Origin of the sequence: Sorangium sp. So ce145 (assembly GCF_051525985.1) — a bacterium.
In the GTDB taxonomy this organism is placed as follows: Bacteria; Myxococcota_A; Polyangia; order Polyangiales; family Polyangiaceae; genus Sorangium; species Sorangium cellulosum_B.
In genome coordinates this window covers 11,433,645-11,458,844 of sequence record NZ_CP150315.1, presented here as the reverse complement: position 1 = coordinate 11,458,844, position 25,200 = coordinate 11,433,645, and the positions used below count along the sequence as shown (strand labels likewise).

Genomic DNA, 25,200 nt, shown 5'->3' with positions numbered 1-25,200 from the left:
ACCTCGGGTATTTCGAGTCCCCGACCTCGCGCTTCGGCACGCAATCGGGGTAAGGACGCCAGTGAGCCATCGCCGTGCTCTTCCTCGTAGGTGAGCGGACTCCTCCGAGCGGGGAGAGGCGGGAGCCAGCTGAACGAGCCATCGAACGGCACATCAGGCACTGCTGGGAGGATCTCGTAGGGGACGAACCCGTAGGTCGAAGACATGCCCCAAAGCACGTCGGGACCGGACGTGAACCAACCAGCGGGGAACATCGACGCGCACCTGTCCATTGTCCTGCCCACCCAACGTACTGGCGTTCAGCTGCGGGCGCCAGAGGGAGGCCGAAGGCCGACCGACGGGATCGACAGCCGCAACGCCTTGTTGGGCGGCAGTCCATTTGCTCACATGTCACGTACTCACCACGCAAGGTCCTCGATGTCCCAGGGCAACCTGCAGAGGTGTGTTGGCAGCGTGCCGCGAGCGTCTTCAGCTCACTGACCACGTCACCAGCGACCGGACAAGGCGGCTCTCGTTTGGGGCGAGCTCACCCATCGACGCGCCGTCCAACCGTAGAAAGCCGGTGCGCTCGTACAGGGCGACGGCGGGTGCGTTGGCCGCGACGACGTCGAGCACCAGCGCGGTGGCGCCGACGGCCTTGGCCCACGCCGCGACACGGTCGATCAGCTCTGCGCCAATTCCCTGGCGTCGCGCGGTTGGGGCAACCCACATGCTGATCAGCTCGCACAGGTCGCTGCTCCGGTGGGCCGCGCCCCGAACCACGCCGACATCGCGGCCATCGAGAACTGCGACGAACGTCGCAAACTCGACCACCTGCGCCTCCCAGCGAGCGGCGTTCCACTGCGCAGCCTCGCCGTACGTCGTGCCAAACGCGTGCGGGGCCTCCTCGAGCGCCTGCAAGCGGATGCTTCGCCACCGGGCGCCATCCCCGGGCCGCAACCGCTCGATCAGCGCCGCCGGTCTGGTTACATCTTCCGGTGGAACCTCCGGGCGTCTAGCTTCGCATCATGAGCACCCCGTCCCTCTCCAACCGCCACTACATCCTGAAGGCGCGCCCCGAGGGCCCGCCGGACCGCAGCCATTTCGAGCTCCGCGAGGCGCCGGTCCGGGAGCCTGGCGACGGCGAAGTCCTCGTTCGCACGCGCTACCTGTCCGTCGATCCGACGAACCGGATCTGGATGAGCGACATGAAGCAGTACATGCCGCCCGTGAACCAGGGCGAGGTGATGCGCGCGCTCGGCGTCGGCGTCGTCGAGCGCTCCCGTCACCCCGACTATGGCGCAGGAGACCTCGTCTCCGGCCTCCTCGGCTGGCAGGACTACAACGTCGCGGCTCCCGGCGACCTCGCCCTCACGCGCTTGCCCGCGCTGGACGTCCCGCTCGGCGCCTTCCTCTGCCCGCTTCACGTGACCGGCGGCTTCACCGCGTACGTCGGCCTCTTCGATATCGCGCAGCCGAGGCCGGGCGAGACCATCGTCGTGTCCGGCGCCGCCGGCTCCGTGGGCTCCCTGGTCGGCCAGATGGGCAAGATCGCTGGCTGTCGCGTGGTGGGCATCGCCGGCAGCGACGCCGGGTGCCGCTATGTGACCGAGGAGCTCGGCTTCGACGCCTGCATCAATTACCGCACCGAGGATGTCGCGGCGGCGCTCGACCGCGCCTGTCCGCAAGGTGTCGACATCGATTTCGAGAACGCGGGCGGCGACATCCTCGACACCGTGCTCGACAAGATGAACCTCTTCGGAAGGGTCACGATCTGCGGGCTCATCTCGACGTACAACGACAAGCAGCCCCGCCCGGGCCCCGTGCGCTTCCCGCTCATCCTGATGCAGCGGCTCCGGGTGCAAGGCTTCGTCATCACCGATCATCAAGCGCGCTTCCCCGAGGCCTTCGAGAAGATCCACGGCTGGATCAAGGAGGGCAGGATCAAATGGCGCGAGCGCGTGGTGGAGGGCCTCGAGAACGCCCCGGACGCGCTCGGGATGCTCTTTCAGCCGAACAAGATCGGAAAGCTGCTGATCAAGGTCTCCGAGTAGTCAGCCAGGCCGGCGAACGCCCATGTCGACGTGCTTGGCCGCGACGATGGGGTGCGTGGCACATGGATGGTGGTGAAGAGCGTGATCCTCTGGCGCAGGAGCCGTGGACGAGCATTTCACCTTGAGCGGGCGGTGAAGCACCAGAGCCAAGCTCCTGATGGGGATGGGCGCCGTCGCCGCGATTTGCGCGTTGATGGCCGGGACACCAATCCACACCTCCGGCGACGAGCTCCGTCCCGGCGAGCCGGTCGGCTCGGCGAGACCTCGAGCTCACCGGGAAGCTACCGCAGCACGCCCGGCGGATCCGGCTCCCGCAGCGCGATCAGCGCCGGCGAGAACTGCACCGGGTACCTCGCCGGCGCGCGCAGGTGCGCCACCGCGTCCGGCAGCTGCTGGCGCCCCGCCAGGGAGCGCTCGCGCCCGGCGCTCGCCGGCTCGGGCGACTCGAGCGCGCGCCCGCCGCGCATCGCCGCGCGCGCGAGCGGGGCGAGCCTCGCGACCCCGAGCGCGCGCGGCGCCAGCATCCGCTCGTGCGCGAGGTGGATCACGTCGAAGGCCGCGCGCCCCGCCTCGTCGTAGTAGCGCGCCACCATCTTCCGCCCCGCGATCACGTCCCCGCGATCGCTCGTGCCCTGCCGGAGCGCCCACGCGCCCGCCTCCTCGAGCGCCACGAGCTCGCAGCGCGCCGCCGGCAGCCCCTCGACGGCCTCCCCGAGCCCCGACGCGACCCAGCCGCCCGCGCTCGCGCCCACGCGCCTCGCTTCGAGGAGCAGCGCCTCCTCGTCGTCGCCCCCGAGGTCGATCATCCGATCGGCGTACCAGGGCCAGCGGCCCTCGAGCGGGGACGGCGGCGGCGCGAGCTCGCCGAGGTCGATCCCCGCCTCGCCGCGGAACGGGATGCCGAGCGCCGTGGCCGCGAGCGCGCTCGTCGTCGCCGCGGCGCCGCCCACGTGCGCCGCGCGGGCGAGCGCGAGCGCCTCGTCGGCGAACGGCACGCTCGCCGACGACCCGTCGATGACGTCGCCCCCGCCCGCCGCGATGTGGAGCCGCGCGGCCCGCGTCGCCGCGGCCGTGCCGCGGCGGAGCGCCGGAGCGAGCAGCGCGCCCACGAGCAGCGCCTCGACGAACGGCCCCTCCACCGAGGCGACGGGCGTCCCCGGGAAGGCGAGCGTCCCGTCGGGCATCGCGTCGATGTCGACCGAAAGCGTCGCGCCGGCGAGCCGCTCCTCGAGCGCGTCGCTCAGGCCGCACGCCACGCGCGCCGCGGCGACCGCCGCCGCGTCGAAGCGCGCTCCGTCGGCCGCGAGCGCCTCGAGCGCCGCCTCGACGCCGGCGACCACGAGAAAACCCGCGTGGGGCGGCATCGCGGTGAAGGCGAGCTCGAAGCTCGCGCGCCGGTCGGCGACCCCCGCGTGGACGAGGCGATCGGCGTCGAGCAGCGCGCGTCCGTCGCGGAGCAGCGGGCTCGCTCGCAGCAGGGCCGCCGGCATCCGCCCCCGCTCAGAGCCGCTCGGCCAGCATCCGCGTGCCGGCGACCGTCGAGGCCTCGTCGAAGAGGAACGGCAGCATCACGGTGGGCAGGTCGAGATCGCGGCGCAGGCGGGCCAGGCTCTCGCGCTGCACCGACTCGCGCATCGCCCGCCGCGCGCCGGCCACGAAAGCGCTCTCGACGGTGTCCGCGGCGCGCGCCGGCGCCTGGATGTCGAGGCGCGCCGGGTCAACCAGGAGCGCCCGCTGCTCCTCGGGCGAGAACAGCGCCGGCAGCACGCCGTTGATGATCACCCGGTGGACGGGCAGGCCAAGGTCGCCCCGGACCTCCGCCACGAGCTCGACGGTCTCGGTCGCCGGCATCTCCTCCGGGAGCGTCACGACGACGACCCCGCTCCGCGCGGGATCCCTGAACATCGCCCACGCCGCCTCGGCGTCCCGGCGCAGGATGCCCGGCGGCGCCACGTCGAGGATCACCTTCGGCACCCGCAGCATGTCGACCCCGTGCCCCGTCGCGGGCGCGTCGAGCAGGACCACGTCGAAGCGGTTCGAGCCGTCCGGGAGCAGCTCCGTCGTGTGGAACCACGCCTTGCCGAGCATCGCCCACTCGAACAGCCCGGGCACCGCGCGGAAGAAGGTGCGCGTGTACTTGTTGTCGAAGACGAGATCGGCCGCGGCGCGCATCTTCAGGACCATCTCGCCGTACTCCCGGAGGGCCCTGTCCGGCGCGATGTTCACCGCCGACACGCGCTCGGCGACCTGGATGACCTCCGGGCCGATCGGCCTCGAGCCGAGGATGGCGGAGAGCCGCTCCTTCGTGTGGCACATCGCGACCAGGACGCGCTTGCCGCGGGCGGCGAAGGCGAGGGCGAGGGCGCCGGAGATCGTCGTCTTCCCGACCCCTCCCTTGCCGGTCACGAACAGGAAGCGCCGGCGCTCGAGCTCCGGCAGGTCCTGGCCGAGCCCGCCCGCGTTTGAGGCTTGATAGACGCTGCTCATTCCTCGCCAGCGGAGTTACGCGCAAGCTCAGGCGAAGGCAACCCGGATCAAGGAAACGGCCTCTGCTATGCATCGCTCATGCGCATCACCGAGCGACACCTCGAACCGCTGAACCGACGCTTCCAGGGCGCGCCCCCCGTCGAGCTCCTCCGCTTCGTCCGCGAGTCCTTCGGCCCGCGCGCGGCCATCATGAGCAGCATGCAGCGCGCCGGGACCGCGCTCTGCCACATGGCCGACCGCGCCGGGCTCTCCTTCGACGTGGTCTTCGTCGACACCGGCGTGCTCCACGCCGAGACGCTCGCCACGCGCGACGAGCTCGCGCGGACCCACCCGAACCTGCGCGTCGTCACGCTGTCGCCCGAGCGCAGCTTCGCGCAGCAGACGCGCGAGGAAGGGCTGCTCTACCTCTCGAAGGAGGGCCAGGAGCGCTGCTGCGACCTCCGCAAATCGGCCCCGCTGAGCGCCATCCGGGGCCGCTACGACGCGCTCGTCGCGGCGCTGCGGCGGGGCGAGGGCGGCGCCCGCGCCAAGGTCGCGCCGTTCGGCCTCGACCCCGCGAACAACACGCTCCGCGTCCACCCCTTCGCGTCGCTGACCGGCGAGGAGCTCGACGCGTACTTCGCCGCCCACGAGGACGCGCTCGAGAACCCGCTGCACGGGATGGGCTTCCGCACCATCGGCTGCTTCCCCTGCACGACGCCGGTGCTGCCCGACGAGCCCGAGCGCGCCGGGCGCTGGCGCCACCTGGCGAGCGTCGAGTACTGCGGGATCAACCCCGTGGACCGGGGAGACACCGACGGCGGCGTCGACCTCGACGACCGGTACGAGCGCCTGTTCGCCGCGTGACGCCCGACGACCTGCGCGAGCCCATCGACGCGGCGTGGCACCTCGACGCGGCGTGACGATCGCCTGCGAACACCGGTTCGCGGCAGCTCGATCTTGACTCAAACGGCATGCAGGGAGATTTGCCCCGCATGCCGGCGAGCTACTTCGACGTAGACGGCACCCTGGTCACGACCAACCTCGTGCACCCGACGGTGTTCTACATGCTGAACCAGCCGACGCCGATGCACAGCCTCGCGAAGCTCGGCCGCGCCATCGTGAAGGCGCCGTGGATGGCGATGGCGGAGCTGCAGGATCGGCGCCTCTTCAACGAGCTGCTCTTCAGCTCGTTCGAGGGCGTCTCCGAGGATCGCCTCGTGGCGCTCGCGGAGGAGGCGTTCGCGAAGGTGCTCAAGCCGGCGATCTACGCCAAGGCGCGGGACCTCGTGAAGTGCAGCCTCGACAAGGGGCACGACGTCGTCCTCGTCTCCGGCGCGCTGGATTTCCTGATGCAGCTGCTCGCCGATCACCTCGGCGCGACGGGCATCATCGCGAACCGCCTCGAGGTGAAGGATCGGTTCGCGACGGGCAAGCTCCTGCGCCCGGTCGTGGCCGGGCCCGAGAAGGCGCGGCTCATCCGCGAGCACGCCCACGCGCACGGGCACGACCTCGACGAGTGCTTCGCCTACTCGGACAGCTACTCGGACGTCCCGATGCTCTCGGTCGTCGGCTACCCGGCGGCGGTGAACCCGGACCGCAAGCTCAAGATGCTGGCGCAGGCGTACCACTGGCCGATCCTCCACCTCGCCGCATGACCCCTGCCTCCCCCCGCCGGCGGCGGGAGGCCACCACCCAGCCCAACACGTCGCACCCCCTGCTCTGAAGGTCCCATGAGCCATCCTTGCGTCGTCACGCTAGACAGCCGCAGCGCCCCCCGGGTGCTCTTCTCAGGCGACCAGCTGGTCGAGGTCGACCTGCCCACCGGCACCCGGGTGCTCTACGCGAAGCCGCCCATCGAGCCGCTGAAGGACGTCGACGCCGCGATCCGCTACGCGATCAACCACCCGTACAACTCGGAGCCGCTCTACGCGAAGCTCCGCCCGGGGATGAAGGTCACGATCGCGGTGGACGACATCTCGCTGCCGCTGCCGCAGATGAAGCGCCCCGACATCCGCGAGCGGGTGCTCACGATCGTGCTCGACCTGCTCGCCGACTACGGCGTCGACGACGTCGAGATCATCATCGCGACGAGCGTCCACCGGCGGATGAAGGACTGGGAGGTCCGCCACATCGTCGGCGACCGGATCTTCAACGCCTACTGGCCGAAGCGGCTCTACAACCACGACGCCGAGAACGTCGCCAACATGAAGTACGTCGGCACGACCGACGTCGGCGAGGAGGTCGAGCTCAACAAGCGCGCGGTCGACAGCGACCTCGTGATCTACGTGAACCTCAACCTCGTGCCGATGGACGGCGGGCACAAGTCGGTCGCCGTCGGCCTGTGCGGGTACCGGAGCCTGCGCGCGCACCACAACCCGCGGGTGATGCGCGACTGCTACTCGTACATGGATCCGAAGAGCTCCGCGCTGCACACGAGCGTCGAGCGCATGGGCCGGCTGGCCAACAAGAAGCTCAACGTCTTCACGATCGAGACGACGATCAACAACCGCATGTTCGATCGCCCACTCGAGTTCCTCGCGAAGAACGAGGACGACCTGAGCGCGGGCGAGAAGAGCGCGCTGCGCGCCCTCCGCTTCACGCTCTCCAAGGTGCCGCAGCCCGCGCGCCAGGCGATCTTCCAGCGCGTCCCCTCGCCGTTCGGGGTGACCGGGGTGTTCGCCGGCGAGACCGAGGCCGTCCACGAGCACACGCTGAAGCGCAGCTTCGACCAGTACCTCGTCCCGGTCTCGGGCCAGGCGGACATCCTGATCACGGGCATCCCGTACATCAGCCCGTACAACGTGAACTCGTTCCTGAACCCGCTGCTCGTGCAGGTGATGGCGAACGGCTACCTGTTCAACCTCTACCGCGGCGCGCCGATGCTCAAGAAGGGGGGGACGATGATCATCCTCCACCCCTGCACCGACCTGTTCGACAACGAGCACCACGCCCCGTACATCGAGTTCGTGCACCGGCTCCTGCCGGAGACGCGGGACGCGATGGAGCTGCACAAGCGGTACGAGAAGAAGTTCTCCGAGAACCCGGCGTACATCGAGATGTACCGCTTCGGGCACGCGTACCACCCGACCCACCCGTTCTTCATGTGGTACTGGGGCGAGGCGGGGCGGCAGCACATCGGCCGGATGATCGTGGTCGGCGCCGACAACGAGTACATCCCGCAGCTGCTCGGCTGGGAGACGGCGCGCACGATGGACGAGGCGCTGCGGATGGCGAAGCAGTCGGCCCCGCCCGCGCCGGAGATCCTGGCCCTGCACACCCCGCCGATCTTCATGGCCGACGTGACGGCCTAGCGCGCCCGCGGGAGGAGCCCCCGTGCGGCTGCACGTGATCGACGGCACGTACGAGCTCTTCCGCGCCCATTACTCCAAGCGGCCCGATCACCGCGCGCCCGGCGGCTGGGACGCGAAGGCGACGGTGGGCGTCGTCGCCTCGCGACGGCGGCGGCGCGGTTCGGGCACATCGAGCAGATCCCGGACGACCCGGCCGCGTGGTCGGTGGCGGTGCGCGGCGCGGACCGGATCGCGCGCGCGCTGGTCGAGCAGCGGGAGGACGCGCTGCTCTACCGGACGCTGGCGACGCTCCGGATCGACGTGCCGCTCGCGGAGGGCCTCGACGACCTGCGCTTCCGCGGCGTGCCGCGCGACCGCTTCGAGGCGTGGTGCGACGCAATGAACGTGCGCACGCTCAAGACGCGGCCGACGCGCTGGGCGTGAGCCGCCGGTGAGCCGAGCGGGGCGCGCCGCGCCCGCCGCTTGCGCCGTGCGGTCAGCCGCCGGGCGGCGGGTAAACGCCTGCTTGTCCGAACGAGGACGCGAGAAAGGCGAGCGCTCGCTCCAGCGTTCCGAAGCACGGCACCCCGGCGGCCCGTAGCGTCGGCACGTCGATCATCCGCGTCATGGGCCATTGATCGAACGTGGGTTTGTAGACGCGTCCGGGCGGGAAGTGATCGCTGAGCCACCCCTTGATGTCGCGCGTCCTCTCCCAGCTGTCACCGTGCTCCCAGCGCGTTCCCGGCACGAGACCGGGTCGCTCTTGGCCGTCCGGGCCAATGAGGGAGCGGCCTGCCATGAGCTCGACGCAGGGCAAGAAGAGCACCTCGTACTCCCGGTGCATCAGCACGACCGCCACGGGGAAGGGCGGATCGAGCTCGCGCGCCCATGAAGCCAGCTGCGGCCCTCGTTCTCTGGGACAGGCGTCATCTTCATCTCGAAGGATGAGCAGAGCACCAGCGTCGCCCTTGGCGCGGATGAGGCCGATCCCCTTCTCGATCCCCCTGCGCTGATGCGTGTTCTTGCACGTGATGGCGCGCGCCCAGGGATGCCAGTGACCGGCCTCTTTCCAGAGCCGCGTGATCAAATTGTCCGCGGCGCCCAGCTCGCCTTCCCCCTCGACGAGGATGTAGCCCTTCATCGATTCATTCCGCGGCAGCGAACGGCAGCTCCTGCTGCAGTCCCTCCATGCGCATGACCTCGCCGAGGGTCATGAGCCCGCTCTTGACCACCTCCCGCTGGCTCGCGCGCATGGGCGCGACCACCGTCTCCCCCTCGGCACGCATCACCACGCGCACAGCTTCGGGATCGACGAGGTCGAGGAGCTCCGGGCTGTGCGTGGTAACGATCACCTGGCTCCGCTTCGTCGCCTGCTTCAGGTGGTCATAGAGGAGCGGGATGGCGCCCGGATGTACGGTGAGTTCGGGCTCTTCGACGCCGATCACCGGGACGGACGGCTCCTGGAGGAGCGCAGTGATGATGCCTGCGACGCGCAGCGTCCCGTCCGACTCCTGCGTGGCGTCGAACCACTTGGGCTTCTTGTTCGGCGAGACGTGCTGGAACTGGACGACGAGGTAGCTCGCGGCCTGCGCCACCTTGATGTCCAGCGTGTCGCCCGTGAGCTTGTGGAGCGCTGCGATGAGCTCCGGCTTCCACGTGGCGGCGGGTTGGTCCTTCAGGACGGAGACCCAGTTGTCTCCGTGTCGGCTCATCGGCTTGCTGGGGCTGTACTTCTGCGGAGCGCGCAGCGTGTCGGGGAAGATGGCGTACACGGCGATGTTCTGGAGCGCGTGGACGAGCTCCTCGAAACGCTCGTCGCCTCCGATCAGCTGCAACGCCAGATTCTTTTTGTCCAGCGGCGGCCGGAGCCCCTCCGGCCCGTCCTGCCACTTGCCGCCGCTGACCCGGAAACGGAAGCGTTCGTCGCACCGGATGACCTCGGCATCCTCCGACTTGACCTCGTACTCCTCCGCGCTCGATCCGGTCAGCTCAAAACCGTATTCAGCGTGCCCTGAGGGCAGCGTGAGGCCCACGCGGAGGACAACGTTGAACGGGTGCCCGCCGCTCCAGCGACGGACCGCCCCGATCCCATGGCGCATGGTGATCGCTCCCGAGAGGCCCATGTGCATCGCGTCCGCGACGAAGCGCAAAGCGTCCATGACGTTGCTCTTCCCGGATCCGTTCGGTCCGACCAGCACGGTGAGCTTTCCGAAATGGATCCGGACGTTCTCGCCGAGGCTCCGGTAGTTCGAGACGGTCAGGTGGTTGATCATGCGTGCTCCAGCGGGCTCTTCCGATCGGTAGCGCGTTCGTACACGACAAGTATACCCGCCTCAGGCCTTCGCTTCGGGCAAGCCTGGTCCCGCGGGCGCGCGGCATCGCCACCGGTCGACGCTCCGCTCCGACCGAGCGATCGCTGACTCCTCTGGAACAGGAAGAAAATGGCGGCTTCCGCGGCGCGCTAGTTCGTCGAGGGCCTCATCGGCGCCTTGAGCTCGGCGAGCACGCGCTCGCGGACGAGCGGCAGCGGCGGCGAGCCGTGCGAGAGGAGCGCGTCGTGGAAGCGGCGCAGCGAGAACGCCGGGCCCAGGGCCGCCTTCGCCTCCTCGCGGAGCTTCAGGATCTGGAGCTTGCCGAGCGTGTAGGCGAAGTAGCCGGGGTCGAACGTCGCGCGCACCGCCTGCTCCCGCGCCGTCGCGCGGTCCTGAAAGCAGTCGTCGACGAAGCGGCGCTCGGCCTCGTCGAGGCTCATGCCCTCCGCGTGCACCCCGAGCGACACGACCACCCGGCAGTTGCGCAGCAGCGCGTCCGCGAGCTGGCCGAGGCGGCTCTGCGGGTCCTCCTTGCCGAACCCTTGCTCGATCATCACCTGCTCGGCGTAGTGGGCCCAGCCCTCCACGAACGAGTAGCTCCCGAACATCTTCTGCGCGTCGGTCGGCGCCCGGCTCTCCCACAGGAACTGGACGAAGTGCCCCGGGTAGACCTCGTGCACGGTCGTCGAGAGCAGCGTGCCCCGCGGCATCACGTACTCCTCCTGCTCCTTCCGGGGCCACGAGGGATCCGGCTTCGTGATGTAGTAGAACGCCTCGAGCCCCTTCCGCTCGAACGGCCCCGGCGCGTCGAGGAAGGCGGCGTTCCAGCGCATGTAGGGCGGCGTCTCCTTCACGATCGCCCGCTCGTCGGACGGGAGGCTCACGATCTCCTTGTCGATGAGGAACTTGCGCGCCGACTCCATCATCCGCGTCGCCTCGGCGAGGAGCTGCTCCGCCTTCGGCCGGGAGGTCTTCACCTTCCTGGCGAGCTCCTGGTACGCCGCCTTGTTCGCCGCGAGGTCGTCCTCGCCCATCTTCTTGAACTCGGCCAGCGGCATCGAGAGCCCCTCCTGCGCGAGGAGGAGCTTCCGGTACCGCGCCTCCCCGAGCACATGGCTCGCGTCGCCCTTCGGCAGCTCGACCTTCGCGAGGTGCTCGGCGAGCTTCTCCGCCGCGTCGGCGAGCGCGGCGTTCGTCTTCTCGAAATCGGCCTGGAACGCGGGGTCGCCCACGCCCTTGAGCAGCTTGACGACATCGCCGCGCAGGTACTCGGCGTAACCGCGGAAGATCTTCACGGCCACCTCGATCACCGGCTTCGGCATCGGGCTCACGAGGTTCTCGAGGATGCGCGGCGCCTGGGCCAGCGCTGCCTTCTCGTGCTCGAGGAGGCGCCGCGCGCGCTCGGGCAGCGGCGCGTAGGCGCGATCGAGGTAGTGGTTCACGCCGAACAGATCGCCGTAGAACTGCGGCCGCCGGCGCCACTCCTCGAGGTCCCTCCCGCTGAAGATCTTGAGGTCGATCTGCTGGAGGAGCAGCGCGCGGTCGAGCGCCTCGTCCGCGGAGAGCGCCGCGGCGTCGACGGCGGCGAGCGCCGCGCGGTCGCGCTCGAGGCGCGCGAGCCGCCGCTCCATCGCCGCGGCGGCGTAGTCGGAGACCTTGCCGTCCTGCTCGTGCAGCCCGCGCGAGCGCGCGAAGGCCGGCTCGTCCGCGACCCACTCGCGCAGGATCCGATCGCGCAGCGCGGTGAACGGCTCGCGCGGCGCCTCCGCCGGCCGCGCGGGCTCGGCGCTCGCCACAGCCTGAGGGGGCGCCGCGGCCGGCGGGGGCGCCGCGCCGAGAGACGGAGGCGGCGCCGAGGCGCTCCCGCTGCAGGCGGCGAGCGCCGCGAGCTGCGCGAGCGCCGCGAGCCGGCGCCAGCGCGAGCGGACAGGTGTGGGTGCGGCCATGGCGGGCCGAGCCTGTCAAACCGGCCCGCGCAGGTCAACGCCGCAGGTCAGTCGCGGAGCGCGCGATCGATGATCGTGTCCACGTGCGAGAGCGCGTGGTCGAGGTCGAAGCAGCGCGCGATTTCGTCCGGGGCGAGCAGCGCCGCGACGTCGGCGTCGGCGGCGAGGTTGTCGCGGAAGCGCCCCTCGCCCGCGATCGCGCGCATCGCGCAGCGCTGCACCAGCTCGTAGGCCGCCTGCCGCGGCCTGCCCTTCTGGACGAGCGCCAGGAGCACCGCCTCGCTGAAGAAGAGCTCGCCCGTGCTGTCGAGGTTCTGGCGGAGCTTCTCGGGGTAGACGACCAGCCCCTCCACGAGCCCGGCGGCGCGGTCGAGCATGAACCCGAGCGTCGAGGTCGCGTCGGGCGCGATCATCCGCTCGACCGACGAGTGCGAGATGTCGCGCTCGTGCCACAGCGGCACGTTCTCGAGCGCTGGGATCACGGCCGCGCGCACGATGCGCGCGAGGCCGCACAGGTTCTCGCTGAGGATGGGGTTGCGCTTGTGCGGCATCGCGCTCGAGCCCTTCTGGCCCACGGTGAAGCGCTCCTCCGCCTCGCGGACCTCGGTGCGCTGCCAGTGCCGCACGTTGGTCGCGAGCCGCTCGATGCCCGCCGCGATGAGCGAGAGCGCGGTGAAGAGCTCGGCGTGGCGGTCGCGCGCGACGACCTGCGTCGAGACCGTCTCGGGGCGCAGGCCCAGGGCGGCGAGCGCGCGCTCCTCGATGCGCGGCGACAGGTGCGCGTACGTCCCGACCGCGCCGGCGATCTTCCCGACCGCGATCGCCTGGCGCGCCGCGAGCAGGCGCGCCCTGCCGCGCTTCATCTCCGCGAGGTGACCGGCGAGCGCCAGGCCGAACGTGATCGGCTCGGCGGCGATGCCGTGGCTCCTGCCGATCATCGGGGTGCGCCGGTGCTCGTCCGCGCGCCGCGCGAGCGCGCCGCAGAGCTTGTCGAGCCGCGCCGAGAGCAGGTCCGTCGCGCGGACGAGCAGCACCGCGAGGCTCGTGTCGAGCACGTCGCTCGAGGTCATCCCCCGGTGCAGCCACCGCGCGCCCTCGCCCGCGAGCTCCTCGACGTGCGTCAGGAAGGCGATGACGTCGTGCTTGACCGTGCGCTCGATCGCCTCGATCCGCGCGGGATCGAGCGAGAGCTGCTTCGCGCGGATCCCCTTCGCGATGCCGGCGGGCACGAGCCCTTCGGCCTCCATCGCCTCGCAAGCGGCGAGCTCCACCTCGAGCCAGGTCGAGAATCGGGTGGCGGGCGACCAGAGCTCTTCGAATTCAGCGGGAGTGTAGCGGGGGATCATGGGCGGGACGCTGCGAAGGTCTGGAGGGTGCGTCAAGGATGGAGTGGCCCAGGGAGGTCCGGGCGCGCGGGGGCCGGCTCGCGCTGCTCGCCTGCGCGCGCCACGCCGCGCCGCGCCGCGCGCGACCTGCGCCGTCGGGTGGGGCGCTTGCGGACGCGCGGCGCGCGGCAAACGTTGGCGCGATGCCAACCGAAGCACCGGCGCCTGCGCGCGCCGATCAGGGCAGGTCGTTCGCCCCCACGCCCCACGCGGCGGGCGACGCGCCGCCAGAGACGCTGCCCGCGGGGGCGAGCGAGGCGAGCGCCGTCAGCCAGGCACCGCTCCCCCCGCGGGCCGAGCCAGGGCGCCGCGAGCCGGCGGGGCGCGCTGGCGGCGCGGCCGCCGCTGCCAGCGCGCCGGCTGCCATGAACGAGCCGGCGCCCGCGAGCGAGACCCGCGCGAGCGCGCGCGGGGGGCGCCGGGTGAAGCCGTACATCGTGGTGGTCGCGATGGACCTGTCCGAGCCGGGCGGGCGGGCGTGGCGCTTCGCCTTCGATCTGGCGGCGCTCCGCGGCGAGACGGAGATCCACGCGGTGGTCATCGGCCCGCGGCAGGTCGCCCCTGCAGTGCGCGACGTGACGACGCCGGGCGCGTCGTCGCCGCCGTCGCTCCGCGTGCTCCAGCACCGGTTCGCGGACGGCCAGGCCCGGCTGATGGCGATGCACTTCCGCACGGGCCGACCGGACCGGGCCATCGTCTCGCTCGCCCGAGAGCTCAGCGCCGATCTCATCGTCGTGGCCACGCACCCGCAGTCGCCCCTGCAGCGGCTCTTCGGCGGCTCGACGGCCGATCGGATCGCGCGGAACGCGCCGTGCCCGGTCGTCGTCGTGCGCCCCAAGGAGGACGACGACGCCGACGCGGCCAACTACGACCCCAGGCTGCGCTGACGCGGAGGCGCGCGGCGGACCACCGAGCGCTCGATCCGCTCGATCCGCTCGATCAGCGCGCTCGGTGTCGCTCGGGCGCGGGCTACCGCGCGCTCGTTGCCCGCACGCGGGCTACCGCGCGCTCGTTGCCCGCGCGCGGGCTACCGCGCGCTCGTTGACTGCGCGTCGGCCTGCGGCGCCGGGTCGAGCTTGTCCGGCGCGCTGACGCCCTCGGCCTTGCCCCCTTCCCGCGTGTCCGCGTAGCCCCACGCGACGCCGGCCGCGTCGACGAGGAGGTTGTTCGCGTCGCCGATCGGCATCGGGTCCATCACGAGGACGTGCCCTCGCCGCGCGAGGTCGTCGAGGGCGGCCTTCGGCGGAGGCGTCAGCCGCTCGACGCGCACGCGATCCGGCATCCACTGGTGGTGGATGCGCGCGTGGCGGACCGCCTCGTCGATGGTCATCCCGTGATCGACCAGGTTGCGGAGGACCTGCGCGACGGTGTTCGGGATCGTGTCGCCGCCGGGAGATCCGAGGACGAGCGCGACCTTGCCGTCGCGGCTCACGACCGTGGGCGTCATCGAGCTCGCCATGCGTTTGCCCGGCGCCACCGCGTTGATCCCCGTCTCGGAGAAGGCGCCCATCGCGTTGGCGAGCAGGATGCCCGTGCCGGGGATCACGATCCTCGCGCCGAAGCTCGCCGACAGGGTGGTCGTGCACGAGACCGCGTTGCCCTGCGCGTCGATCACCGAGAAGTGCGTCGTCTGCGGGGACTCCTGGGCGACGGCGCCCAGAGGCGCCGCGATGTCGCCCGCCGGCGTGGCCCGCTCCGGGTCGACGGGCGGCCTGCGGCGCATCAAATAGGCCCCGTCGAGGAGCTGCGCGAGCAGCTGCGCCGTCTCGGGCGCCACGAAATCGGGGTCGGCGCTCACCTTGCGCCGATCGGCGTACGCCCGCTTCGCCGCCTCGACGAACAGGTGCAGCGACAGCCCCGAGTCGGCGGGCGCCTCGTGCGCCTTGAGCCGCTCGAGCGTGAGCATCATCTCCGCGAGCGCGACGCCGCCCATCGAGGGGGGCGGCATCGTGTCGACGGTGAAGCCGCGGTACGAGAACCGGAGGGGCGCGCGCCACTTCGCCTGGTAGGCGCGCAGGTCGCTCTCGCTGATGTGGCCGCCGCGCTCGCGCATCGCGCCGGCGATCTGCCGGGCGATGGCGCCCTCGTAGAACGCGCGCGGCCCCTCCGCGGCGAGCGTCTCGAGGGTGCGGGCGAGATCGAGCTGCCGCACCAGCTCGCCCTGGGCGACCGGCGCCTTGCCCCGCCCCCAGATGGCGCTCGCGGCCCGATCGGCCCTCAGCCGCGGCCACGCCCAGCGCAGCGTCAGCGCCTGCCGCGCGCCGAGGCGGTGCCCCTTGCGCGCGAGGGAGATCGCCGGGGCCAGCAGCTCGGCGAACGGGCGGGTGCCGAACCGCTCGTGGGCCAGGGCGAGGCCGGCGACCGAGCCCGGCACGCCGGCGGACGCATAGCCGTGTCCGCCGGCGCGCACCATCGCCATGTTCGACTCGGTGGTCACCGACGCGGGCGCGGCCTCGCGGAAGTCGATCGCCTGCGTCTCGCCGTTCGCGAGGCGGACCAGCATGAAGCCGCCGCCGCCGATGTTGCCCGCGCTCGGGTGGGTCACCGCCAGCGCGAACGCCACGGCGACCGCGGCGTCGACCGCGTTGCCGCCGCGCCGCAGCACGTCCGCGCCCGCGCGCGTCGCGTGCTCCTCGACCGAGGTCACGAGCCCGGCGTCGCCGCGCACCGCCCGCGGGCCGCCCGAGGCGAGCGCGATCGGCGGCACCGGCGGCGCCGGCTCCGGCGCCGCGGCGTCGGCCGTAGGCGCCGCCGCGGCGCTCGCGGCCCGCGGCGCGGCGCTCGCGCTGGCGACGGCCGGCGCGGTGTCGGCCGCGAGCGCCGCGGGCGCCGCCGGGTGCGGCGCGGGCGGCGTGCGGGCCTCGCAGCCTGCGAGCAGCGCCAGGGCGAGCGCCCAGCGCGGCTTCGAACGACGGAGCAGGGTCATCAAGGTGGGCGCGAATCTACTACGGTGCCGGAGAGAGCCGGGCCGGGCCGCGCGGGGCGACCCGGCCTGGGGGATTCGGTTCAGGACGCGAGAACGCGCTGCGGCGCGCGCCGGAGCCGCCTCCTGCGCGCGCCGTCAGGAACGCCGGGCCCCGCTCAGGACCGCTTGCGGCGGCGCGCGGCGGCCACGCCCACGCCGGCGACGAGCGCCGCGAGCCCCGTGCCCGCGAACGGCGCGGAGGAGGACCCCGGCGCGGCGGCGCAGGAGACGCTGGCCTCGGCCTCCGCCTCGGCGTGGAATTCGACCTCGACGCCCTGCGAGAGCAGCCAGTTCTTACACTCCTCCATGCTGCCGGCGATATCGACGTACTGCCCGTTGCAGAACAGCGCGCCATCCGGCGTGGTGCACTGCACCTCACACCCGCCCCGGAGCTCGGACGTGCAGTTGAAGTTGCAGTCGAAGTTCGCGTCGACCTTGCACTCCCCCTCGCAGCTCGCCTCGCACTTCGCCTCGCACGAGGCGCTCGGCGGCGTCGCCTCGCAGCTCACGCTGCACTCGCCCTCGCAGCTCGACGAGCACGACGCCTCGCAGTCCGCCCGCGCGCCGGCGTCGCTACCCGCTTTCGCCTCGCACCTCGCCTCGCAATTCCCCGTGCAGCTCGCCTTGCAGCTCCCCTTGCAGTCCAGGCTCCCCGGGTCGGCGGTGCACTCCCCTTCGCATGCCGCCTGGCACTGGCCCGTACACGACGCCTGCACGCCGCCAGTGCACCGTCCGGAGCACTCCGCCTCGAAACGGACGGGCTCGCAATAGCCTTCACAGCCGCCCTCCGTTCGAATCTCACACTCGCCGGCCGCCGCGAGCTGGAGGTTTCCACATGGATTGGGCTGGGCTGATGCGGAGGAAGCGATCAGCACAGGAACCGCAAAAGTAAACGCACTCACAAAAAGCTGAGCAATGGTCCGTCGCATGCCAATTCTCCTGGGTTCAGAGCGCGGGATCCGCGTGTGGTCTCCGCAGGTGTTGCAATCGGACGACCAGCGCCCCCCTTTGAAGCATTTCCCAAGAAAAAAGTCTCGCTGGTCGTGACCGCTCGGCCACAGCGTATCTCCGAGTTCACGGTCCCATGATGCGCCATGCCACACCAAGGGCATGTCCGAGCAGGTGAGGATACCTGCGACGTGGTGATCAGCGGCTCACAGTGTCGGCGATTTGCCCTGTTCCGTAGCGCGCCACCACGCCCTTGCGGGCTCTGCCGGGTGTCGGCTGGCTAAGGAAGTCCCCGCCGACCGCCCAGAAGGCCCCTTCCGCGTCGGCCCAGACGGCGTGGAGGTCGGCGTAGGGCTCGTCGGTGAACTCATCGATCCAGGCCCCGTCCACGAGGCGCTGCTTGAGCCCTCCATAACCGACGATCGCGACCTCCCCCGGGCGGCCGCAGGCGACGCCGTTCACGTCGTTCGTGAGCTCTATCTCGAGCCTGCGCCACGACGCGCCGTCCGAGCGGAGCACGTCTCTCCCGCCGACCGCGTACACCTCTTCACGGCTGCAGCCGGCGGCGGTGAACAGGGTGCCCTGCGCGATCGGCGGATCGGATTGCACTTCCCAGGTCGAGCCCGAGCGGTGCCAGATCACGCCGAACTCGCCGACGGCGTAGAGATCCTCGGACGATTCGCCCCACACCTTGTAGAGCGCCCGGCCGGTCGCCGCCGGCAGCGGCTCTCGCGACCATGCGCTGCCGTCCCAGCGGAGGACGATGTCCTTCTCCGCGTCCGCGCCGCTGCCGGGCATGCCGCCGACCGCCCAGGCGTCGTCGGGTGAAAACGCGATCACGCCCCACAGCGTCGCCTCCGTCCCCGTCGCGTGCTCGGTGAACGTCGCGCCGTCCCACCGCGCGGCGCGGCCGCGCTCGCCGACCATCCAGACGTCCCGCGGACCGGAGCCGGCCACCCACCAGAAGGTCGTCTCTCCGCCCGCCGGGAGCTCGCGCCACCGCGCCCCGTCGTAGTGCAGCGCGAGCGCCTGGAGGCCCGTGTTGCCGAGCGGCCCCCCGACGGCGAACACGTCGTCGGGCGCCGTCCCCCAGATCGAGAGGACCGCGCGGTCGAGATCGCCCTCGTCGAGCAGCACGCGCCACGCCGGCGGCCCCTGCTCGGGCGGCCTCGCAGGATCGCCGGGGCAGCCGGCGAGGGCGACCGCGCCGAGCGCCGCCAGGGCCATGGAGTGAAAGCAGGTGCGCATGGGAGTGGAGACCCGACTGGAGAGGTCCTGCCGGCGCGCCGCCATGGAGGGCTCAGTTGCAGAACACGTCGGTCTGCTTCGGATAGTAATAGACGAAGATGTTGCAGTGCTCGTTCTTCTCGACGATCGGCCCGAACGTGTAGCAGCAATCGAGCGACTCTTCGGCGGTCCCGTTCTTGGACACGTCGTACTCGTCGAGGCCCTTGCACCCCACGGACGGGTCCGGCTGCTGCCACTCGTAGGTGCATCCGTACCAGACGCCGCCGTTCGTCGGGAGCTCCCTGTCGAGCTCCGGCGAGATGAGCATCGGCGGGTCGTCCCACGCGTTCGATGTGTAGAAGCGATCCGAGGCCGGAGGCGTGCCGATGGTCTTGCCGTCCCATGTATACATATCGAACCGCGTGCCTCGGCTGTGGAAATGGCCGTTGGCGCCGATGATCCTCACGGGAGAGGGGCTGTTGATCTGGCACGAGCCCTCGAACGTGGGTGTCGGGTTCGACTGACAGACACGGATCGACTGCTTGGTCGCGAAGACGGTGCCCATCTCGGCCTTGACCTCGGCGGCGGGCAGCGCCCAGAAGTTCACCCGGACGCGGCCGACCGCCTCGGGGGTCTTCTGCGACGTCGCATTCACGTAATGCGTCTGCAGCATCAGCCACTCGTCGGGCGCGAGGACGTTCGCGACGCCCTCGGGGAACTCCCAGTCGACCTGGCCGTTCTGCTGCGAGTTCGCGATGAGCGGCCAGTCGGCCCAGTTGGGGCTCTTGAAGCACTCCCCGACCCCGTTCTGGTTCTTCTGGATGAGCCCGCCCTCCGGCCCCAGCCCCTTCACGGTCTTCACGCGGAAGATGTTCATGTGGTGCGAGCCGTCGCGCTGCGCGATCTGCACGCGATGGAGGTTCACGGGCGCGGTCGGGTCCAGCCCGTTCGACGCGGCGAGCTCGCTGACCTTGAAGAAATAGCAGTCCTGCTGCTCGACCCCCGCCGGCACCTCGGTCTCCTCGGTCTGCATCTGGAAGCCCTGGCCGACCGGCGGCACATCGAGCAGCGACTCGTCGACCGGCGCGGGCGTCCCGCCCCCGCCCCCGCCCCCGTCAACGCAGGCCACGATCCCCAGCACGACGGGAAGCAAACCAAGCGTCAGGCATCGAACCGCCATGAGTCCCTCCAGGCAATCGCGTAGCGATGAGGAGAAGAGATATACACGGCTGCACGATTCCAGGGCGTTCGTGTCACGCGGCGGGCAGGGTTCCGTCGGGCTCCGGGGCGTCGTGGCCGAGCGCTGGCCGGTGCTGCTAGGATGTGGGAGAGGTTCAAACCATGGCGGCGCCCAAGAATTGCGGTCCACACACCGAGCTCGCCTCGAACGAGGCGACACGCATCACCCGGTGCGGGTGTGGCACCGTGCACGTGACACTCATCGGCCCTGGTGTGACGTTTCGCATGCCAGCGGACGCGTTCCGGGGCATCGCCTCCGGGCTCAAGGCAGCGGCCGAGCGGCTTGACGACGACCCCCGTTTCGGCACGACCTCCATCAATTAGCTTGCGCGCCCGCAGCGGAGCGGCCTACCAGTGGCTTCGCCGCTGAGATCTCTCTCCTCGGATGGCCGCTGGTCGAAAGAGGGCGCCTCTCGTGTACGACGACGACGCGGAGCACTGGGTCGGCAAGACGTTCGCCGGGACGTGGTGGATCGAGCGCGTGCTCGGCACCGGCGGCATGGGGAGCGTGCTGCTCGGGCGCGCTGCGGACGGCTCTCAGGTCGCGCTCAAGGTGCTGCACCCGGAGCTCAACGCGATCGCCGAGGTGCGGAAGCGCTTCCTGCGCGAGGGGTTCATCGGCAACTCGCTCGGCGGGGCGGACGCGGTGCCCGGCGTGGTGCGCGTGCTCGGCTCCGGCGAGACGCAGGAGGGCCTCGCCTACCTGACGATGGAGGTGCTCCAGGGCGAGACGCTCTTCGATCGGATGGCGCGCACCGGGACGATGCCGGCCGGCGAGGTGCTCGCGCTCGCGGACCAGGTGCTCGAGACGCTGGCGATCGCGCACGCGCGCGGCGTCGTGCACCGCGATCTCAAGCCCGAGAACATCCACCTCGGCAACGACGGGCGCGTGCGCATGCTCGACTTCGGCATCGCGCGCGTCGTCGACGGGCTCACCGGCCTGCCCGAGAAGACCGCGACAAAGACGGGCATGATCATGGGCACGGCGACGTACATGGCGCCGGAGCAAGCGACGGGGCTCATCCACGACATCGACGGGCGCACCGATCTCTTCGGGCTCGGGGCGACGATGTTCCGGCTGCTCTCGGGCCGACAGGTGCACGGCGAGGTGACGGAGGCCATGGAGGTCATCGCCGCCGCGACCGAGGCCGCGCCGCCGCTCGCCTCGGTCGCGCCCGGGATCTCGCCCGCCGTCGCGGCCGTGGTCGATCGCTCGCTGGCGTTCATCAAGTTCCATCGCTACCCGAACGCCGAGACCATGCGCGCGGACGTCCGCGCTGTACGCGCAGGCGCGCTGCCTCCCTATGCGCAGGCCGTCATCGAGGGCCGGATCCGCGCCGGCCAGCCGATCTCTCAGCCGGCGCCTCCGCTGCATGCCGGCGGCTCGCCGAGCGCGCGCCCGCAGCCGACCGTGGTGGAGCCGGCCGCGGCCCCTCGCCATTCGCACTCGATGAGCCGGCCGGAGCGGACGCTCGACGACAACCCGCCAGCGCCCTCCCGCGCCGGCGCGTCGCTCTCGCAGCTGTCGACGGGCAAGCTGCTCCTGCTCGTCGGCGGCGCCTCGCTCATCACGGGCGTCATCGTGGCGGTGATCGTCGTCCTGCTGGTGTTCAGCCGCTGAGGGGCCGCGAGCGCGCCGCCAGGGGCGCGCTCGTCAGGTGTGTGAGGGGATCGTCGGTGGAAGGCGCCGGCGGGGCCGCTGCGCCCCGCCGCGGTCACTCGCGCTCGTCGAGCGGCGTGTAGTCGACGGCGTTCTCGCCGGTGTAGATCTGCCGCGGACGGCCGATCTTGCCGGTCGGGTCGTCGTTCATCTCCTTCCAGTGGGCGATCCAGCCGGGGAGGCGCCCGAGCGCGAACATGACGGTGAACATGTTCGTGGGGAAGCCGAGCGCGCGGTAGATGATGCCGCTGTAGAAGTCGACGTTCGGGTAGAGCTTCCGCTCGACGAAGTACGGATCCTTCAGCGCGGTCTCCTCGAGGCGCTGCGCGATGTCGAGCAGCGGATCCTTGATGCCGAGCTTCGCCAGGATCTTGTCGGCGGCCGCCTTGATGAGGACGGCGCGCGGATCGTAGTTCTTGTACACGCGGTGGCCGAAGCCCATCAGGCGGAAGTTCGAGGTCTTGTCCTTCGCGAGCTTCACGAACTTCGAGACGTCGCCGCCGTCCGAGCGGATCGCCTCGAGCATCGTCACGACCTCCTGGTTCGCGCCGCCGTGGAGCGGGCCCCAGAGCGCGCAGATGCCGGCGGCGACCGAGGCGAAGAGGTTCGCCTTCGAGCTCCCGACGAGGCGCACCGTCGACGTCGAGCAGTTCTGCTCGTGATCGGCGTGCAGGATCAGGAGCAGGTTCAGCACCTTCACGATGTCCTCGTCGATCTCGTACGGCTCCGCCGGGACCGAGAACATCATGTTCAGGAAGTTCGCACAGTACGAGAGCGAGTTGTGCGGGTAGACGAACGGCTGGCCGATCGACTTCTTGTACGAGAACGCCGCGATCGTGCGCACCTTGGAGAGCAGCCTCGCGATGGTGATGTCGAGGTGCTCGGTGTTCTTCACGTCGATCGCTTCCGGGTAGTAGCTCGACAGGGAGAGCACCATCGCGGACAGGATCGCCATGGGGTGCGCCGTCGACGGGTAGCCGTCGAAGAAGCGCTTCATGTCCTCGTGGATCAGCGAGTGCCGGGTGAGCAGCGTGGAGAACCGGGACAGCTCGCTCTTGCTCGGCAGCTTGCCGTAGATCAGGAGGTACGAGGTCTCCACGAAGGTCGACTTCTCGCCGAGCTGCTCGATCGGGATGCCGCGGTAGCGGAGGATGCCCTTCTCCCCATCGAGGAACGTGATGGAGCTCGTTGTCGAGGCCGTGTTGACGAAGGCCGGGTCGATGCAAACGTACCCGGTCTTCGAACGAAGGGACGCGACGTCGATCGCCTTCTCCCCCTCGGTGCCCGTGATCACAGGCAACTCGATCGTCTGCTCCCCACCGTTCTTCTTCAGCGTTAACTTCGCGGTCTCCTGCACGCCTCCTCCTTCCGCCGCAGCGCGGCGTAAGCTATCACGGGCCGAGGGAAGAATGCTTCCCCGAGAAAATGAGGTGATGCATTTGAGCGAGCCGGTCGTGCGGGGGGAGCTGGCCCACCACCCGGAGGCGCCTCGGTTTGCGGCCGAGGTGCGGCGAGTCCACGGGCGTTACGCCGACGAGGTTGTCGCTCGCTACCGGCTCTGCCCGTTCATGCGCGACGCCGCAACCGGATTCGGACGCTTTTACGTCCTGCTCGATCGCGAGCCGGTCCTGGAGACGGCGCTGGCGGTCATGGAGGAGGCCGACTCCGCGGTGGTGCACCTGGTTTTCCCGTGCATCCATGCTCCGTCGCCCCAGTTCGAGCGCTTCGCGTCGCGCCTGGGTGAACAGCTGCGGCGGCGCTTCAGCCCCGCGCCGGTGCTGGCCGCGTTCCACCCCGAGATGGCGGGGGACGAGACGAACTCGCACAGGCTCGTCGGTCTCCTCCGACACGCGCCAGATCCGTTTGTACAAACGATTCCAGAGGGGCTGAACCATACTGGGACCGTCCTCGCGGGGGCAGGCGTCGAGCCCGCGGTCGACCCCGCCGAGGACAATTACCGACGCCTTGAAGGGGCAGGGATCGCCGCAGTCAAGATGAGGCTCGCGGAGATCATGGCTGATCGGGACTCGAGTTATGCGCCCTTCTTCGCGCAGCTCGGGCTCACCCGCCCCGGCCCGCGCTTCAGCCCGCTCCCAACACGGTAGCGAACGGGCGAAGAGCGCAAATGAAACACCCGCGAAACGCGCGCGAAACGCGTGTTGAGCGTGGTGATGGCCCTCGGCTCACTCCGCAGGCGAGCGTCGCGGCGCCGGGTCCGACCCGTCGGAGCCGGCCCCGGTCTTGGCCTCGCGCTGCGCCATCAGGGGCATCAGGTACGGGAAGCCCGCGGCCATCGTATCGAGGTGGGGATCGATCTGGGCGGCCAGCCAGAAGAGGAGCACGCAAGCGCGCTCGACATAGAACCAGTCCTCCGGGTACTCGAACGACCGCATCAGCTCCTGGAGCTCACCGCGCTCCAGCTCGGGGTCCGCGAGCCGCTCCAGCTGCTCGGGGCGGGCGCGCATCAGCGCCGCCGGCGTGCGATCCCGGATCTTGAGCAGCTTCGCGAAGTAGGTCTTCACGGTCCTCTCGAGGAGCGCGTCGTTGCCCCCGGGCGCGACGAAGCCCATCCTCCGGAAGCCGCGCACGACCGCCGCGTCGTCCTGCGCGAAGATGCCCTTCAGGATGTCGAGCAGCCCGTCGATGAGCTCGTCCCGGGCCTCGCAGCTCGCGCCGAAGTCGAGGACGACGAGGCGAAAGCCGCCGCCCTCCTCCGCGCTCCGCGCGGCGACGAGGAAGTTCCCCGGGTGCGGATCGGCGTGGAAGAAGCGATCCGCGAAGAGCATCTTGTAGAAGGCCTGCACGAGCCTGAGCGCGACGTCCGAGGGCTCGACGCCCGCGCTCCGGAGCGCGTCGAGGCGGGTGATCTTGATGCCTTCCATGAAGGTCATCGTGAGCACGTCGCGCGTCGTGAGCTCGTGGACGACCTCCGGGAACGCGATGCCCGCGTCCCCCTCGAAGTTCTGCGCCATCCGCTCCATGCAAGCGGCCTCGTGCAGGTAGTCGGTCTCCCGGCGGAGCAGGTCGACCAGCGACTCGTGCACGCGCTCGATGTGCCCCACCGGGACGAACCGCTTGTAGACGAGGATCGCGAGGCGCAGGACGCGCAGGTCGACGGCGATGATCCCGCGGATGCCGGGGTAGAGGAACTTGACCGCGACCTTGCGGCCGTCGCGGAGGCGCGCGACGTGGACCTGCCCCAGCGACGCGGCCGCGAGCGGCGCGCGCTCGATCGACGCGAACAGCTCGCCCGCGGAGCGGCCGAAGCTCGCGCGCAGCGCGGCCTCGAGATCGCTGAACGGGTGCGGCGGCACCTGGTCCTGGAGCTGCTCGAGCTCCTTGCCGTAAGCGCGAGGCAAGAAGCCGCCCATGATGGACAGCACCTGGCCGAGCTTGATGAAGACGCCCCGCAGCTGGAGCATGACGCGCAGCAGGCGCCGGGCGTTGTTCTGATCGACGCGGGCGCGGCGCGCGACGAGCCAGCGAGGCGGCTCACCCGCGGGCGAGCCGCGCCCGAGGCGCCTCACGAACACCCGCACGAGCCCCAGCTGGATGAGGTAGCTCGTCAGGATGACCGAGAACGCGAGCAGCGCGCGGAAGAGTCGGACGGCGAGCGTCATGTGCGGCAAAGCAGCCGCACCATGCTACCGCAGGGGCCGCGCGGGGCCAGCGGCGCTCGCCCTCGCCCTCGCCCTTCAGCGATGGGTGAATCCCGGCGAGGGGGCC

The 25,200-nt window shown here is 70.8% G+C and carries 22 protein-coding genes; 9 read left to right on the top strand and 13 right to left on the bottom strand.

Going from position 1 to position 25,200, the window contains the following annotated elements; all coding sequences use genetic code 11:
* Positions 1–468: 468 nt before the first annotated feature.
* Entirely contained in the window at positions 469–900 is a 432-nt protein-coding gene (locus WMF34_RS42565; RefSeq protein ID WP_437991388.1) for a GNAT family N-acetyltransferase, read from the bottom strand.
* A 107-nt stretch (positions 901–1,007) separates the two neighbouring features.
* On the opposite strand from WMF34_RS42565, the gene WMF34_RS42560 reads away from it, so the two are divergent.
* The gene (locus WMF34_RS42560) at positions 1,008–2,033 is read left to right on the top strand and encodes an NADP-dependent oxidoreductase (protein ID WP_012240907.1); all 1,026 of its coding nucleotides are present in this window, start codon (positions 1,008–1,010) and stop codon (positions 2,031–2,033) included.
* Positions 2,034–2,314: 281 nt separating this feature from the next.
* Here WMF34_RS42560 and WMF34_RS42555 read toward each other — a convergent pair whose 3' ends face one another.
* Together WMF34_RS42555 and WMF34_RS42550 are read right to left on the bottom strand one after the other, a co-directional pair.
* Positions 2,315–3,523 carry a hypothetical protein gene (locus tag WMF34_RS42555; RefSeq protein ID WP_437991387.1) on the bottom strand — a complete coding sequence of 403 codons (1,209 nt, stop codon included), beginning with the start codon at positions 3,521–3,523 and terminating at the stop codon, positions 2,315–2,317.
* A 10-nt stretch (positions 3,524–3,533) separates the two neighbouring features.
* Positions 3,534–4,520, bottom strand: coding sequence for an ArsA family ATPase (locus WMF34_RS42550; RefSeq protein ID WP_437991386.1), 987 nt, complete (start codon positions 4,518–4,520; stop codon positions 3,534–3,536).
* A 78-nt stretch (positions 4,521–4,598) separates the two neighbouring features.
* On the opposite strand from WMF34_RS42550, the gene WMF34_RS42545 reads away from it, so the two are divergent.
* From WMF34_RS42545 to WMF34_RS42530, 4 genes are all read left to right on the top strand, one after another.
* The gene (locus WMF34_RS42545; protein WP_012240904.1) at positions 4,599–5,366 is read left to right on the top strand and encodes a phosphoadenylyl-sulfate reductase; all 768 of its coding nucleotides are present in this window, start codon (positions 4,599–4,601) and stop codon (positions 5,364–5,366) included.
* A 128-nt stretch (positions 5,367–5,494) separates the two neighbouring features.
* Entirely contained in the window at positions 5,495–6,157 is a 663-nt protein-coding gene (locus WMF34_RS42540) for an HAD family hydrolase (RefSeq protein WP_012240903.1), read from the top strand.
* A gap of 75 nt (positions 6,158–6,232) precedes the next feature.
* The gene (locus tag WMF34_RS42535) at positions 6,233–7,813 is read left to right on the top strand and encodes a lactate racemase domain-containing protein (RefSeq protein WP_012240902.1); all 1,581 of its coding nucleotides are present in this window, start codon (positions 6,233–6,235) and stop codon (positions 7,811–7,813) included.
* A 204-nt stretch (positions 7,814–8,017) separates the two neighbouring features.
* Positions 8,018–8,236 (top strand): hypothetical protein, encoded by a 219-nt coding sequence (locus WMF34_RS42530; RefSeq protein ID WP_012240901.1) that lies wholly within the window; start codon positions 8,018–8,020, stop codon positions 8,234–8,236.
* A gap of 52 nt (positions 8,237–8,288) precedes the next feature.
* Here the strand turns inward: WMF34_RS42530 and WMF34_RS42525 are convergent, their stop codons facing one another.
* From WMF34_RS42525 to purB, 4 genes are all read right to left on the bottom strand, one after another.
* Positions 8,289–8,933 (bottom strand): DUF4276 family protein, encoded by a 645-nt coding sequence (locus WMF34_RS42525; protein ID WP_012240900.1) that lies wholly within the window; start codon positions 8,931–8,933, stop codon positions 8,289–8,291.
* A 4-nt stretch (positions 8,934–8,937) separates the two neighbouring features.
* Complete coding sequence (locus WMF34_RS42520; RefSeq protein WP_012240899.1) at positions 8,938–10,065, bottom strand: AAA family ATPase; 1,128 nt, start codon at positions 10,063–10,065, stop codon at positions 8,938–8,940.
* A gap of 188 nt (positions 10,066–10,253) precedes the next feature.
* Positions 10,254–12,050 (bottom strand): DUF885 domain-containing protein, encoded by a 1,797-nt coding sequence (locus WMF34_RS42515; protein ID WP_437991385.1) that lies wholly within the window; start codon positions 12,048–12,050, stop codon positions 10,254–10,256.
* A gap of 47 nt (positions 12,051–12,097) precedes the next feature.
* Entirely contained in the window at positions 12,098–13,396 is a 1,299-nt protein-coding gene (purB, locus tag WMF34_RS42510; RefSeq protein WP_437991384.1) for an adenylosuccinate lyase, read from the bottom strand.
* 182 nt (positions 13,397–13,578) lie between these two features.
* On the opposite strand from purB, the gene WMF34_RS42505 reads away from it, so the two are divergent.
* Complete coding sequence (locus tag WMF34_RS42505; protein WP_437991383.1) at positions 13,579–14,322, top strand: universal stress protein; 744 nt, start codon at positions 13,579–13,581, stop codon at positions 14,320–14,322.
* Between the two features lie 140 nt (positions 14,323–14,462).
* Here the strand turns inward: WMF34_RS42505 and ggt are convergent, their stop codons facing one another.
* The 4 genes from ggt to WMF34_RS42485 form a co-directional block, all read right to left on the bottom strand.
* On the bottom strand, positions 14,463–16,361 hold the full coding sequence (gene ggt, locus WMF34_RS42500; protein WP_012240895.1) for a gamma-glutamyltransferase: 1,899 nt from the start codon (positions 16,359–16,361) through the stop codon (positions 14,463–14,465).
* A gap of 155 nt (positions 16,362–16,516) precedes the next feature.
* The gene (locus WMF34_RS42495) at positions 16,517–17,116 is read right to left on the bottom strand and encodes a hypothetical protein (protein WP_231864535.1); all 600 of its coding nucleotides are present in this window, start codon (positions 17,114–17,116) and stop codon (positions 16,517–16,519) included.
* 430 nt (positions 17,117–17,546) lie between these two features.
* A complete protein-coding gene (locus tag WMF34_RS42490; protein ID WP_437991382.1) occupies positions 17,547–18,596 on the bottom strand; it encodes a WD40/YVTN/BNR-like repeat-containing protein in 1,050 nt (349 codons plus the stop codon).
* Between the two features lie 52 nt (positions 18,597–18,648).
* Positions 18,649–19,755, bottom strand: a complete 1,107-nt coding sequence (locus WMF34_RS42485) for a hypothetical protein (RefSeq protein WP_012240892.1) — start codon at positions 19,753–19,755, stop codon at positions 18,649–18,651.
* Positions 19,756–19,916: 161 nt separating this feature from the next.
* On the opposite strand from WMF34_RS42485, the gene WMF34_RS42480 reads away from it, so the two are divergent.
* Positions 19,917–20,138, top strand: a complete 222-nt coding sequence (locus WMF34_RS42480; protein WP_437991381.1) for a hypothetical protein — start codon at positions 19,917–19,919, stop codon at positions 20,136–20,138.
* A 91-nt stretch (positions 20,139–20,229) separates the two neighbouring features.
* Positions 20,230–21,435 carry a serine/threonine-protein kinase gene (locus WMF34_RS42475; RefSeq protein WP_157907294.1) on the top strand — a complete coding sequence of 402 codons (1,206 nt, stop codon included), beginning with the start codon at positions 20,230–20,232 and terminating at the stop codon, positions 21,433–21,435.
* 94 nt (positions 21,436–21,529) lie between these two features.
* Here the strand turns inward: WMF34_RS42475 and WMF34_RS42470 are convergent, their stop codons facing one another.
* Entirely contained in the window at positions 21,530–22,831 is a 1,302-nt protein-coding gene (locus WMF34_RS42470; RefSeq protein WP_012240890.1) for a citrate synthase, read from the bottom strand.
* 76 nt (positions 22,832–22,907) lie between these two features.
* On the opposite strand from WMF34_RS42470, the gene WMF34_RS42465 reads away from it, so the two are divergent.
* Entirely contained in the window at positions 22,908–23,579 is a 672-nt protein-coding gene (locus tag WMF34_RS42465; RefSeq protein ID WP_437991380.1) for a hypothetical protein, read from the top strand.
* A 78-nt stretch (positions 23,580–23,657) separates the two neighbouring features.
* Here the strand turns inward: WMF34_RS42465 and WMF34_RS42460 are convergent, their stop codons facing one another.
* On the bottom strand, positions 23,658–25,094 hold the full coding sequence (locus WMF34_RS42460; RefSeq protein ID WP_044967116.1) for an ABC1 kinase family protein: 1,437 nt from the start codon (positions 25,092–25,094) through the stop codon (positions 23,658–23,660).
* Positions 25,095–25,200 lie beyond the last annotated feature (106 nt).